Below are 13,443 nucleotides of genomic sequence, written 5' to 3'. Positions count from 1 at the left end.
GGGCTTTTTCGCATGGCGGGGGCCGGGTGGCTTGTGTCGCCGCGCGCAAGCGAATATTGCGGATACGAGAGTTTTCCGGGAGCCCAGCCATGACCAAATTCGACAAAGCAAAATTGCCCAGCCGCCATGTGACCGAAGGCCCGGCGCGTGCGCCGCACCGGTCCTACATGTATGCGATGGGGCTTCAGGAAGAAGAAATCCATCAGCCTCTGGTCGGCGTGGCGACCTGTTGGAACGAAGCGGCGCCGTGCAACATTTCGCTCAACCGGCAGGCGCAATCGGTCAAGATGGGCGTCAAGGAAGCGGGCGGCACGCCGCGCGAGTTCACCACCATCACCGTGACCGACGGCATCGCCATGGGCCATGAGGGCATGCGCAGCTCGCTCGCGTCGCGCGAGGCGATTGCCGACACTGTCGAGCTCACCATGCGCGGCCATTGCTATGATGCGCTCGTGGGTCTGGCGGGCTGTGACAAGTCGCTGCCGGGGATGATGATGGCGATGGTGCGGCTCAACACGCCGTCGGTCTTCATCTATGGCGGCTCGATCATGCCGGGCCGGTTCCAGGGCCGTGACGTGACCGTGCAGGACGTGTTCGAGGCCGTCGGCCGCCATCAGGCGGGGGCCAATTCGGACGAAGAGCTGCGGGCGCTGGAAAAAGTGGCCTGCCCGTCGGCCGGGGCCTGTGGCGGCCAGTTCACCGCCAACACCATGGCTTGCGTCTCTGAAGCGATCGGTCTGGCGCTGCCCAACTCGGCCGGGGCGCCCGCGCCCTATGAAAGCCGCGACCAATATGGCACCGCCTCGGGCGCGGCCGTGATGACGCTTTTGGAAAAGAACATCCGGGCGCGCGACATTGTCACGCTCAAGAGCCTCGAGAATGCCGCGCGGGTCGTGGCCTGTACCGGTGGCTCGACCAATGCCGGTCTGCACCTGCCGGCGATTGCCCATGAGGCGGGGCTCGAGTTTTTCCTCGATGACGTGTGCCAGATCTTCAAGGACACGCCCTATTTCGTCGATCTCAAACCGGGCGGGCAATATGTCGCCAAGGACCTCTATGAGGCGGGCGGCGTGCCGGTGGTGATGAAGGAGCTGCGCAAGGCGGGGCTCATCCACGAAGAGTGCATGACCGTCACCGGTCGCACCATTGGCGAAGAGATCGACATCGTCGAGCGCGAGGCCGATGGCCGGGTGATCTATCCCGTCGAGAAACCGATCACCAAGACCGGCGGTGTCGTCGGTCTCAAGGGCAATCTTGCCCCGCAAGGCGCCATCGTGAAGGTCGCAGGCATGAGCGAAGAGGAGCAAGTCTTCTCGGGCCCCGCGCGGGTTTTTGAGTGCGAAGAGGACGCCTTTGAGGCGGTCAAGGCGCGCAGCTACAAGGAGGGCGAGGTTCTCGTCATCCGCAACGAGGGCCCCGCAGGCGGTCCGGGCATGCGCGAGATGCTCGCCACCACGGCGGCGCTGTCGGGGCAGGGCATGGGCAAGAAGGTCGCGCTCATCACCGATGGCCGGTTCTCGGGCGCGACGCGTGGTTTCTGCGTTGGCCATGTCGGACCGGAATCGGCCCATGGCGGCCCGATTGCCCTGGTTCAGGATGGCGATGTGATCACCATCAACGCGATCACCGGCGAGCTCAGCGTGGCGCTGAGCGACGAGGATCTGGCGGCCCGCAAGGAGGCCTGGAAAGGCCCGCGCGAGACGATCTATTCCAGCGGCGCGCTGTGGAAATACGCCCAGCTCGTGGGCGAGACCTACAAGGGCGCTGTGACCCATCCCGGTGCCGAAGCGGAGAAGCATGTCTATATGGATCTCTAACCCGATGGGCGGGATCCGCCGCCTTGCCCTCGTGGCCGCGATGGCCCTGCCTCTGGCGGGCTGTCTGGCGACGGGCGAGGCGGGGACAGGGCGCAACAGTTTCGCAGCCTCGGGCGACGACGGCGCGGGGCGCAAAGCCCCGGCGGCGCGGCGTCAGGCGGCGCTTTTCGATGGCGAGGTCGTGGTCGCGGGGCCGCAGGGCTATTGCATCGATCCCACCAGCCTGCGCAAGCGGGGCGGCGGGCATGTGGTGCTGATGGCGAGCTGTGAGGCGCTCACCGGGACGCCGGGCCATTCGGTCGAGCCGGTGCTGATGACCGTTTCGGTGCTGCCCTATCGCAAGGACGCGACACCGCCCGATGCGCGTGCGCTCGCCAAGCAGATGCAGCCCGCCAAGGTGCTCGACCGGATCGACGGCGATGGCGTGTCGCTGGTGCATCTGGGGGCCGGGGGCGCGCAGGGCATCGATGGCGGCGACCCGCGCCACTGGCGGGCCGCGATGGAGATCAACGGCCATGTGATCGGCCTCGCCGTCTATGCGGCGCGGGGCGGCAAGGCAGCGGGGCCGAAGGGCCAGCGTCTCATTGTCGATCTGGCGGAAATCCTGCGCGACAAGAGCCCAACACGGATCATCCGACCCGATGCCGCGCCCATCGCGCAGCCGCTGTCAAACGGGCCGAAAACCCACCCCACGGCGCCGCGCACCGAGGGTATTTTGGGCGGTCTCAATAGATTGTTTTCAAATTCGGGTTAATCATCTGGCAGCAATGCCTATGACAGGGTAGAAGTAGGAAACGCAGTACCGAGGCCATAGCAGATGCGATTGCGCAGCCCCTTAGGGCAAAACCTGTTGCAGCAACGAGGGCTAAAGCGCTGGGCCAAGGCCGCCCGCCGCGCCCCGGAGATGCCGCTCAATGAATTGCGATCCTTACGGAACGCGGCCCGGAAGTACTTGTATTACCTCAATGAAGTGAACTCGATCTCGGAAACGCGGCTGGCGCTTCCGAGCATCGGGTCGAACGCTTTTCCGAAACCGCATGGCACCGATTGGGCCTGGCGTCCGAACCTGTGGCGCAGCCCGCTGCCAAGTGCCGGCATGTCGTCGGTGCAGAGCCGGTCCAAGCTCGGATCGGAACTCACATTGTTTCATGATTGCGAACGGTCCGAGCTGGGCCTGCGGCAGCTGCGCAATCACCGCGAGGCGGATCTCGCGCCCTTTGGGCTGCGGATGGACGTGTTTGCCTTTGACGGGTCGTTCCTGTCGCTGGTGCTCGACATGCCGCATGCGGCGGTGGATGGGCTGCGCAAGACCCATCTCATCCGGATGAGCACTATCGTCGAGATGGAGCGGCCGCTTGAAATCTTTGCCCGGCTCAACATCAAACACGGTCCCAACACCGAGCAGATCGTGCGTGAACTGCCGCTGCATGATGATGAGATCATGGTCGAGTTTGATCTCGCCTATTCCAACCTGAACGAGAAGCGGATCGAGCGGGCCTGGGTCGATCTGATCTTTGAGAACCCGCAGATGAGCCAGGTCATTCTGCGCGATCTGACCTTTAGCCGCCGTATGCGGGCCGAATTCTGAGAGGCGAGAGATGAGCGAACTGACACTGACCAAGACGCGGCTCTTTGAAGGGGTCTGGGAAGGCGTTCTCACCTCGGCCCAGGAGGGCAACAGCCAGCCGCAGGTCAAGGTGACCCATCTGCAGGAAGAGATCCCCAATGTGGAGGTGGTCGAGAACCGCGAGGCGGGGCATTGGGTGGTGCGGGTGCCGATCCCGGCCGAGCTTATCTCGGACGGGGTGCAGACCTTTCTCATCCATGATGCCAAGACCGGCGATACGCTCGACAGTTTCAACCTGATTTCCGGCGATGCGCTCAGCTATGACATTCGGGCCGAAGTCATGCTTCTGCGCGAAGAGTTGGACCTGCTGAAACGCGCGTTCCGGCGGCATTGCCTCGAAACCACTGGGTAAATTCTGGGCCGGGCGGGCCGTTTAGCCCTTGTCGCCCGGCAGCTTGACCACCCGCGCGGCGGGGTCGGGCACCGCGCCCGCAACCGGATCGGGCGCCAGTTCTTCGAAATCGAAATTGTCGAGCCGCTTGGCCCGGCGGCCCGCCTTGTCGGCGGAAATCTTGATATCCGAGACATCCTTGGCGGCCTGGCTGAAATGCCGGTCGAGATTTTCCACCCGGGTCGAGAGCCGGTCGACATCGGCAAAGAGCAGCGACAGCTCGCGCCGGATCGCGCCCGCCTGTTCGCGCATCCGCGCGTCCTTGAGAATGGCGCGCATCGTGTTCAGCGTCGCCATGCAGGTCGTCGGCGAGACGATCCAGACCCGCGCCGCAAAGCCCTCGCGCACCAGTTCGGGGAAGTTGGCGTGCAGCTCGGCATAGACCGCCTCGGAAGGCAGGAACATCAGCGCGCCATCGGCGGTCTCGCCCTCGAGAATGTATTTCTCGGAGATGTCCTTGATATGTTTGCGCAGGGTGATGCGGAGAAATTTGGCGGCCTCGTTGAGCTCCCAATCGGTGTTGGCGCGGCGCAGTTTCTCATAGGCTTCGAGCGGGAATTTGCTGTCGATGCAGATCGGGCCCGGCGGGTTCGGCAGATGGATGAGGCAATCCGCACGCCGACCATTCGATAGCGTATGTTGCAGGGTGTAGCTGTCCTTGGGCAATGCCTTGGAGACGATGTCGTGGAGCTGGATTTCGCCAAACGCGCCGCGCGTCTGCTTGTTCGACAGGATGTCCTGGAGCGACAGAACATCGCCCGAGAGCTTGGTGATATTGTCCTGCGCCTTGTCGATCACCGCGAGCCGTTGCTGCAGATCGCCGAGCGATTGGGCGGTGCGCCGGGCCGAGCCTTGCAGGTTCTCATTCATCCGTTCCGAGACCTGCGCCAGCCGCTGTTCCATCAGCTGCAGCATGTTGGCCTGGGCCGCCGCCTGCGCCTCGGAGACATGGTTGAGCCCGCCGGCGAGCTGATGCTGCCCGTCGCTAAGCCCTTGGACCCGTTGGGAAAGGCTGTTCATATGGTGCACCATCGGCTCGGCCATCCGGGCCGAGCGCCCAGCGGCGCGCACCGTGATGATGAGCAAGATGACCATGAAAAGCAGCACCGCGCCAAAGCCGAGAAGCCCCAGCACAAGCGGATGGTCGAGCGGGTAGGTGGTATCGCCAAGGGTGATCATGTGCGTCCGAACAGCCGTTCAATATCGGCCAGTTGTAGTTTGACATAGGTGGGGCGGCCATGGTTGCACTGACCGGAATGCGGCGTTGCCTCCATCTCGCGCAGGAGGGCGTTCATCTCTTCGGCGCGCATCCGGCGGCCAGAGCGGATCGAGCCATGGCAGGCGACCCGCGACAGGATCGCGTCAATACGCCCCCGTATGGTCATGCTGCTGCCCTGGTCCGACAGCTCGTCCAGCACGTCGAGCAGCAGGGCCCGCGCATCGACCGCGCCGAGGATGGCGGGCACTTCGCGCACCGCCACGGCCGAGCCGCCGAACTCTTCGATCACGAGGCCGAGCGCGGCAAGATCCTCGGCCGCGTCGAGCAATGCGCCCCGGTCGCCGTCGGACAGTTCGACAATCTCGGGGATCAGCAACGCCTGCGCCGCGACACCCCGTTCTGCCTGCTGGGTCTTTAATTTCTCGTAAACGAGCCGCTCATGGGCGGCGTGCTGATCAACGATCACCAGCCCGTCCTCGGTCTGAGCGATGATGTAGTTCTCGTGGATCTGCGCGCGCGCGGCGCCGAGCGGGGCGGACAGCGGCGTGTCAGCTTGCGGCTCGTGGCCGGGGTGAGCCGCCATGGGCGCGATGAAATCATCGGGCTCGACCCGCGCCGAATAGCCCGCCTGCAGATCGGCAAAGCCGGGGCTCTGCGACAGCGGCGCGCCAGTGAGCGGCGCCTGCGCCTGATAGGCCATGGCGCGACTGGCGGGGCCGGGGCGGTCCATCTGATAGACGCGGGGCGCTTGGCCGGGGGCGGTGGCCTCGGGCCGGAAGGCGCCGAGCGTCGCCCCGGCGACGGTGCTCGAGGCGCGGTGGCCTTCCTCGGCGAGCGCATGACGCAGGCCCGAAACGATGAGCCCGCGCGCCAGCGCCGGATCGCGAAACCGGACCTCGGATTTGGCCGGGTGGACGTTGACATCGACGAGGGTCGGATCGCAGGTCAAGAAGAGCACGGCGGCAGGGTGCCGGTCGCGCGACAGAAGGTCGTGATAAGCGGCGCGCAAGGCCCCGGTGAGCATCTTGTCCCGCACCGGACGCCCATTCACAAAGAGATATTGCGCCACCGCCGCACCGCGCGAATAGGTCGGCAGGGCGGCATAGCCCGTCATCCGAAGCGCCTCGCGGCTGGCGTCGATCTTGATCGCGTTTTCGGCAAATTCCGCGCCCAGCACCCGGGCCAAACGGCGGTGCAGCGCATCGAAGAGATCACCCTGTTCGGGATCGGCGCGGAAGGTGACCCGCCCCTCGCCGCCGCCGGTCACGTCGCGCAGGGTAAAACCCACCGAGGGCTCGGCCATGGCGAGGCGTTTGACCACATCGGCGATGGCCTGGGTCTCGGCCCGGTCCGAGCGCATGAACTTGAGCCGCGCCGGGGTGGCGTAGAACAGGTCGCGCAGCGTGACCACGGTGCCGGCGCTCAGCGCGGTGGGGCGCGGGGCGCTCATATCGCCGCCCGCGACGGTGATTTCAGCCGCGTCATGGCCTGCGGCGCGGGACTGGATCGTCAGCCGTCCGACGGCGCCGAGCGAGGGCAGGGCCTCGCCGCGAAAGCCGAAGCTGTGGATGTTCAGAAGGTCGCTGCCGTCGATCTTGGAGGTGGCGTGGCGAGACAGGGCGAGGGGCAGATCTTGTGGTGTCATGCCGCAGCCATTGTCAGTCACACGGATGAGCGATTTGCCCCCCTGCGCCTGGCTGATCTCGATCCGGGTCGCGCCGGAATCTAACGCGTTTTCAACGAGTTCCTTGACCGCAGAGGCGGGGCGTTCGACCACTTCACCGGCGGCGATCCGGTTGATCGCGGCGTCGTCGAGCTGTCGGATGACAGGGCGCGTATCGCTGATATGGTGGATTGGGTCGGCCATGCCACAAGACCTAGCATGAGTTGCGTCGATTCGGCCAATGCATTCGCCGGGGCGGAACAGGCGGTGCAGGCCGGGGGTTGAGCGCCCGAATGTGTCACAAAGGAGAGCGGAATGAAACGTGAATCTGTCGATGGTAAAACGCTGGAAACTTGGACCGCGCAGGAGCTGCATGAGGCGCTCGAGGCGCGTGAAGCGGTGCTCATAGATGTGCGCAGCCCGGCCGAATATATGCTCGGTCATGTGGCGGGATCGCTGCTCATGCCGATGGCGGATTTCGACGCTAAGGCCTTGCCGGAAGAAGGGAAAAAGCGCCTCGTCCTGATGTGTGGCAGCGCCATGCGGTCGGAGAAGATGGCGCATAAGGTGCTCTCTGCCGGGGCCGAGCGTATCGCCCATCTCGAGGGCGGGTTCGGCGCATGGAAAGAGGCGAAACTGCCCCATGTCGCGGCGGATTTTCCGAGCGGCGGCCAGAGCCGTGTTAACCAGGATTAAGCGGCGGATTTTCGCGATGTCGGTAAGACGTCGGTAACGCGTCGGCAAAGCGGCAGTGTCGGTGAGGGCGGTTTTGCGGCTTCTCCCGGGTAAGCGCGGGTGTGTGACCGGCGCGCGCGGGCATTTTACCGTTTTTCAACATCTTATCGCTAGGTTGGTCGTACGGGCCGGCGCGAAGGGCCGAATCGCGTAGCCTGTGGGCTAAAGGGATGTTGCAGAGGAGAGTTTGATTGGATCGGATGACAGCGTGCTGAGCGGATTGGATGGGCGATTTGGGCGCAGAGCTGGTTAGCGGGCCAATTGGTTGGCAGGTCAATCGGTCGGCAGGTGACAGGGGCCCGGATCGCGTATTGGGTCGCGTATTGGGTCGCCTGATGGATTGCGTGCTGGGCTGAGTGATGGATTGCGTCCTGGGCTGAGTGCCGGGCTGAGCGCTTTATGTGCGAGGCGACCGCGCTGGTGAACTGGCGGCTGTGCTGGAAGCTCTTGTTTTTTGGAAGCTCTGGTTTTTGGGAAGGTCTGGTTTGCTTGAAGGTCTGGGGCTGACCCTAGAGTTAGCACTGGCCCTCCTGATCTCCTTTTCTCTTCCGCGCGACATGCGTCTGCAACTGCCTAGGTGTGCGGTAAATGGCAGCGAGGCAGTTGGGATGTGAGGCCGAACGACATGAGGCTGAGCGGCGCGAGGTCGAACGAAAAGAGGTTGTTGGCCTTCGAGCGTGAGGCCGGATGCTCGGGTGCTATTGGCCTGCGGGTTCGAGGCCGGGGGCTGTTGGCCCGCGGGTGCGATGCTGCGTGCTGTTGGCCTTCGGGTGTGAGGTCAGGTGGTATTGGCCTGCGGGTGCTCGGGTGCTTTTGGCCTTCGGCTGCGAGGCCGGGTGCTGTTGGCCTGTGGACCTGCGGCTGAGCTTTGGGGCTGCTGGACCTGCGGCTGAGCTTCGGGGCTGCTGGACGACTGACCGAGAGCCGTTGGTCTGTTTTGGCTCGCAAGGATCGTCGCAAGACAAAGCCAGCGCGAGACGCTCACCTTCCACAAAAAAACCGCCCCGGGGATGCCGGGACGGTTTGGGTTTGGGAGAGGGCAGGCTTAGCTGCGGGTGAACTCGGGATAGGCTTCCATGCCGAGCTCGGTGGTGTCGAGACCGTTGATCTCGGCCTCTTCATCGACCCGCAGACCCATGATCGCCTTCAGCAGCAGCCAGACCACGGCGGAGGCGGCGCTCACGAAGACACCGACCACGACGATGGCATAGAGCTGCGTCAGGATATTGGCGTCCGAGTTGGTGAAGGCGACGGCGATGGTGCCCCAGATGCCGGCGAAGAGGTGCACCGGGATGGCGCCGACCACGTCGTCGATCTTGAGCTTGTCGAGCAGCGGCACGGTGAAGACCACGATCACACCCCCGACGGCACCGATCAGCGTGGCCTCGATGAGCGAGGGCGCCAGCGGTTCGGCGGTGATCGACACGAGGCCTGCGAGGGCGCCGTTGAGGATCATCGTCAGGTCGGGCTTGTTGTACATCAGCTGGGTCAGGATCAGCGCGGCCACGGCCCCCGCAGCGGCTGCGGTGTTGGTGTTCGAGAAGATCCGGCTGATGTCAGCCACGTTGCCAGCGGTGTCCATGTAGAGCTGCGAGCCGCCATTGAAGCCGAACCAGCCGAGCCACAGGATGAACGTGCCGAGCGTGGCCAGGGCGAGGTTGGAGCCCGGGAAGGGGGTCACGCGGCCGTCTTTGGCGTATTTGCCGATGCGCGGGCCGAGGATGATGGCCCCGACGAGCGCTGCCCAGCCACCGACCGAATGCACCACGGTCGAGCCTGCGAAATCCTGGAAACCAGCCGCATCGAGGAAGCCGCCGCCCCATTTCCAGCTCGCCTGGATCGGGTAGATCACGGCGGTGAGCACGATGGTGAAGGCGAGGAAGGGCCACAGCTTGATCCGTTCGGCCAGCGCGCCCGACACGATCGAGGCGGTGGCGGCACAGAACATCAGCTGAAAGAAGAAGTCCGACCCGACCGAGGCATAGGTCAGATCGGGCTCTGCGCCTTCCAGACCCACCGGCTCGAGGCTGGTGATCGAGAACGCGCCGAGCAGCCCGTCGATGGACCAGCCGTCGCCCGGGTACATCAGGTTATAGCCGATCACATAGTAGAAGATCGACGCCAGCGAGAAGAGCGCCATGTTCTTGGTCAGCTGCATGGTCACGTTCTTGCCGCGCACGAGCCCTGCTTCGAGCATGGCGAAACCGGCGGCCATGAAGAAGACGAGAAAGCCCGAAACGAGGAACATGAAGGTGGTGAAGATGAAACCGATATCTTCATTGAGCGGCGTGGTGTCGGCCTCCTGGGCCGAGGCCAGCGTCGGCAGCAGCACGAGGGCCGCCGGGAGTGCGAATTTGGTCAGATGTGTCATGGGTCCGTTCCCTATTGCGCGCGTTACAGCGCGTCGTCGTTCAGATCGCCGGTGCGCACGCGCATGGCCTGTTGCAGGTCGAGGGCGAAAATCTTGCCATCCCCGATCTTGCCGGTGCGGGCGGTCTTGGCGATGGTTTGGATGACCTCGTCGGCGAGCGCGTCCGAGACGGCGATTTCCAGCCGGATTTTCGGCACGTAGTTCACTGAATATTCCGCGCCGCGATAGATTTCGGTATGGCCCGACTGGTTGCCGAAGCCCTTGATCTCGGTCACGGACATGCCCGTCACGCCGACCCCGGTCAGCGCCTCGCGCACTTCGTCCAGTTTGAACGGTTTGATAGTGGCTATGATGAGTTTCAAAACTCTTCCCCTTTATGAGCCGCCTGCGGGGCAGGCATTCTTGGCAAATGTTGTGCAGAGGCAGAAAAATGGGCAGAAGGGCTGTCGTGAAGTCTGAAGCCGCAAAAATCTGGCTGTTAGGGCGCTCGGCGACTATTTTTTGTGCAGCCGGGTCGCATTGACTAGAAATTGGGCGGCGGAAAAACGGCAGGCGCGGGGATTGGAGGCGCGACTTTGACCCCGTGCCGGGCTATAAGGCGGAAAAATTCAAGAGCCGGGGCAGGGCTGAGATGAGCAATTCAGGTGGCAAGAAGACGAGACTGGTGGCCGACAAGCGCACGCGCCCGGCCAAGAAAACAGCCGCGCCGAAACGCGCCAAGGCCCCCTCGCGCCGCCGCCCGCGCAAGCCGCGTCCGCCCCGTCGCGGCGGCATCAGCGGATTCTTCCTCGCGATTCTGCGCTGGATATGGCGGGTGATCTGGGGGATCGGCTGGCGCGTCGGCTTTATCGTGGCGATGATCATCGGTCTGGCCACCGCCTATGTCTATAGCACCCTGCCCGAGGCGACCGCGCTTCTCGATGGGCGGTCCAAGGGATCGGTGACCTTGATGGACCGCGAGGGCGATGTGTTTGCCTGGCGCGGCGATCAATTCGGCGGCGCGGTGACCGCCGACACCGTGTCGCGGCATCTGCGCAATGCGGTGGTCGCCACCGAGGACAAGCGGTTCTATCGCCATTTCGGCATCAGCCCGCGCGGCGTGGCGAGCGCCATCCGCATCAACCTGCGCGAGGGGCGGGGGCCGCTGCAGGGGCATGGTGGCTCGACCATCACCCAGCAGACGGCCAAGCTTCTCTGTCTCGGCGTCGAATATGACAAGGACCAGTGGAAGAGCGAGCGCGACTATGTGCAGGATTGCCGCCGCACCACGATCCTGCGCAAGGCCAAGGAGGCGATTTTCGCGTTGGCCATGGAGGCGAAATATTCCAAGGATCAGATCCTGTCGATCTATCTCAACCGGGCCTATTTCGGCGGCGGTGCCTATGGGGCCGAGGCGGCGGCAGAGCGGTTCTTTGGCAAATCGGCGACGGCGGTGGATGCCTCGGAGGGCGCGATGCTGGCCGGGGTGCTGACCGCGCCGACGCGGCTGGCCCCGACCAATGATCTCAAGCGCAGCCAGGACCGGGCGGCGACGATTTTGCGGCTGATGTATGATCAGGGCTATCTCACCTCGGACGAGCTGCGCGCGGCACAGGCCAACCCGGCGACCCTGTCGGAGGCGGCGCAGCGGCAGGCGGGCGGCTATTTCGCCGATTGGGTGATGGATTCGGGGCCGGATTTCTTCACCCGCGACACCACCGAGGATGTGATCCTGCGCACCACGCTCGACCAGCGCATTCAGCGCGCGGCCGAAGAGGCGATGGATTTCATTTTCGAGAACAAGGTGCGCGACGGGTCCAAGGCGCAGGCCGCCATCGTGGTGATGAGTGCCGATGGCGCGGTGCGGGCCATGGTCGGCGGTCGCGAGACCAAAGTGTCCGGCGCGTTCAACCGGGCCACCCAGGCCAAGCGGCAGACCGGGTCGAGTTTCAAGCCCTTCGTCTATGCCACCGCGCTCGAGCTGGGGCATTCGCCCAATGACACGGTGGTCGATGATGCCTATTGCCTCAACATTCCCGGATCGGGCGAATGGTGCCCGTCGAACTATGACCGGCGGTTCCATGGCCGGGTGACGCTCACCGAGGCGCTGCAGGAATCCTACAATATCCCGGCGGTGAAAGTCTCCGAGAGCGTCGGCCGCGACCTTGTCCGCAAGGTGGCCAGCGATTTCGGCATCGAGAGCGATCTTGCCGCCGGGCCGGCGCTGGCGCTGGGCGCGTCGGAGAGCTCGCTTCTGGAGATGACCGGGGCCTATGCCGGTATTCTCAACGGCGGCTCGTCGGTGACGCCCTATGGGCTCATCGATCTGCGCCTGCTGGGCGAGAATGAGCCGCTGATGGGCACCACGGGCGGCATTGGCGAGCGGGTGATCAACGAGAAGGCGGCGCGAGAGCTCATCTATATGATGAACAAGGTGGTGACCTCGGGGACCGGCCAGCGCGCGGCGCTGCCGGATCGCGAGGCGGCGGGCAAGACCGGCACCACCCAGGCGGCGCGCGATGCGTGGTTCCTCGGCTTTACCGCCGATTATGTCGCGGGCGTCTGGATGGGCTATGACGACAACACGCCGCTGACCGGGGTGACGGGCGGCGGGCTTCCGGCGGAAATCTGGCGCGAGACCATGATCCGCGTGCATGAGGGCGTGCCGCCGACGCCGCTGCCCATGGCCAAGGTCGAGCCGCCGCGTCAAGCCCAGCCGCAACCGCAGCCGCAGCAACAGCCCCGGCGGCAGCCGCAGCGGCAGCGTGACCGGCCCATTGAAAACATCCTGCGTCAGCTTTTGGGGATCGATTGAGCACGCTGATTGTTCTGATCCTGCTGTCCCTGCCGGTCTTGGTGGGGCTGTCGCTCTGGCGGTCGGGACAGCGCCGGGCGCGGCATCGGCAGGATTTGATCGAGGCCGGGCTGCGCCCCGATCAGCGGCAAGCGATCCTCGCGGCGGTGCCGCTGATCGCGCGGCTGCCAGAGGATCTGCGTCCGATGCTCGAAGGGCGGGTGGCGCTCTTTCTCGAACAGGTGGCGTTTGTCGGCTGTGACGGGTTGGAGGTCAGCGAGGAGATGCGGCTCTCGATTGCGGCGCAGGCCTGTCTCATCCCGCTGGCGAGTGACCTTTGGTATGAAGAGCTCACCACGGTTCTGGTCTATCCCGGGGCCTTTCGGTCGCGCATGGTGAGCCGGGACGGCTATGTGGTGCGCGAGGAAGAGGTGGTGCGGCTCGGCGAGAGCTGGTCGCGGGGGCAGGTGGTGCTGTCCTGGGCCGATGTCGCGGCGGGGGCGGCCGATCCGGAGGATGGGCGCAACGTGGTGCTGCATGAGTTCGCCCATCAGTTCGACGATCTTTCGGGCGATACCAATGGCGTGCCGGTGCTCGCCGAGGGGCAGAGTTTCGACGAATGGGAACGGGTGTTCCTGCGCGCCTATATGCGGCTGCGCCGCCGCGCCGAGACCGGGCGGGCGAGCGTTCTCGACACCTATGGCGCGCAGAGCCATGAGGAATTCTTTGCGGTGGCGATCGAGGCGTTTTTCGAGCGGCCCGGCGATCTGCGCGAGGACGAGCCGGAGCTCTATGCGCAGCTCTCAGAGCTGCTCAATCTCGACCCCGTAAGCTGGCGCTAGGCGGC

11 protein-coding genes are annotated in these 13,443 nt (G+C 64.7%); 7 read left to right on the top strand and 4 right to left on the bottom strand.

The window, feature by feature from the left end; genetic code table 11:
• Positions 1-89 precede the first annotated feature (89 nt).
• The 4 genes from ilvD to WA237_RS12465 all read left to right on the top strand — a co-directional run bounded on the left by ilvD (position 90) and on the right by WA237_RS12465 (position 3,796).
• Positions 90-1,817, top strand: a complete 1,728-nt coding sequence (ilvD, locus tag WA237_RS12480; RefSeq protein WP_336098003.1) for a dihydroxy-acid dehydratase — start codon at positions 90-92, stop codon at positions 1,815-1,817.
• A complete protein-coding gene (locus tag WA237_RS12475; protein ID WP_198011659.1) occupies positions 1,798-2,571 on the top strand; it encodes a hypothetical protein in 774 nt (257 codons plus the stop codon). The genes ilvD and WA237_RS12475 overlap by 20 nt, the downstream gene beginning before the upstream one ends.
• A gap of 63 nt (positions 2,572-2,634) precedes the next feature.
• On the top strand, positions 2,635-3,405 hold the full coding sequence (locus WA237_RS12470; protein ID WP_050754128.1) for a DUF6478 family protein: 771 nt from the start codon (positions 2,635-2,637) through the stop codon (positions 3,403-3,405).
• A gap of 10 nt (positions 3,406-3,415) precedes the next feature.
• Positions 3,416-3,796: a hypothetical protein gene (locus WA237_RS12465; protein WP_009813810.1), complete on the top strand. Its 381-nt coding sequence runs from the start codon at positions 3,416-3,418 to the stop codon at positions 3,794-3,796.
• A 21-nt stretch (positions 3,797-3,817) separates the two neighbouring features.
• Here the strand turns inward: WA237_RS12465 and WA237_RS12460 are convergent, their stop codons facing one another.
• Entirely contained in the window at positions 3,818-5,014 is a 1,197-nt protein-coding gene (locus WA237_RS12460; RefSeq protein ID WP_009813811.1) for a DNA recombination protein RmuC, read from the bottom strand.
• Positions 5,011-6,921, bottom strand: a complete 1,911-nt coding sequence (gene mutL / locus WA237_RS12455; protein ID WP_336097999.1) for a DNA mismatch repair endonuclease MutL — start codon at positions 6,919-6,921, stop codon at positions 5,011-5,013. Before mutL ends, WA237_RS12460 begins: the two co-directional genes overlap by 4 nt.
• A 111-nt stretch (positions 6,922-7,032) precedes the next feature.
• On the opposite strand from mutL, the gene WA237_RS12450 reads away from it, so the two are divergent.
• Positions 7,033-7,413 (top strand): rhodanese-like domain-containing protein, encoded by a 381-nt coding sequence (locus WA237_RS12450; RefSeq protein ID WP_336097998.1) that lies wholly within the window; start codon positions 7,033-7,035, stop codon positions 7,411-7,413.
• Between the two features lie 1,084 nt (positions 7,414-8,497).
• Here the strand turns inward: WA237_RS12450 and WA237_RS12445 are convergent.
• Together WA237_RS12445 and WA237_RS12440 are read right to left on the bottom strand one after the other, a co-directional pair.
• Positions 8,498-9,823, bottom strand: coding sequence for an ammonium transporter (locus WA237_RS12445; RefSeq protein ID WP_286907520.1), 1,326 nt, complete (start codon positions 9,821-9,823; stop codon positions 8,498-8,500).
• A gap of 23 nt (positions 9,824-9,846) precedes the next feature.
• Positions 9,847-10,185: a P-II family nitrogen regulator gene (locus WA237_RS12440; RefSeq protein WP_009813815.1), complete on the bottom strand. Its 339-nt coding sequence runs from the start codon at positions 10,183-10,185 to the stop codon at positions 9,847-9,849.
• Positions 10,186-10,454: 269 nt separating this feature from the next.
• Here WA237_RS12440 and WA237_RS12435 point away from each other — a divergent pair, with 269 nt between their 5' ends.
• Positions 10,455-12,617: a transglycosylase domain-containing protein gene (locus WA237_RS12435; protein WP_336097997.1), complete on the top strand. Its 2,163-nt coding sequence runs from the start codon at positions 10,455-10,457 to the stop codon at positions 12,615-12,617.
• Positions 12,614-13,438: a zinc-dependent peptidase gene (locus tag WA237_RS12430; RefSeq protein ID WP_336097995.1), complete on the top strand. Its 825-nt coding sequence runs from the start codon at positions 12,614-12,616 to the stop codon at positions 13,436-13,438. The genes WA237_RS12435 and WA237_RS12430 overlap by 4 nt, the downstream gene beginning before the upstream one ends.
• Positions 13,439-13,443: the final 5 nt, after the last annotated feature.

Source organism: Roseovarius sp. CH_XMU1461 (assembly GCF_037027165.1).
GTDB lineage: Bacteria > Pseudomonadota > Alphaproteobacteria > Rhodobacterales > Rhodobacteraceae > Roseovarius > Roseovarius nubinhibens.
This window is presented reverse-complemented; position numbering and strand designations above follow the sequence as displayed.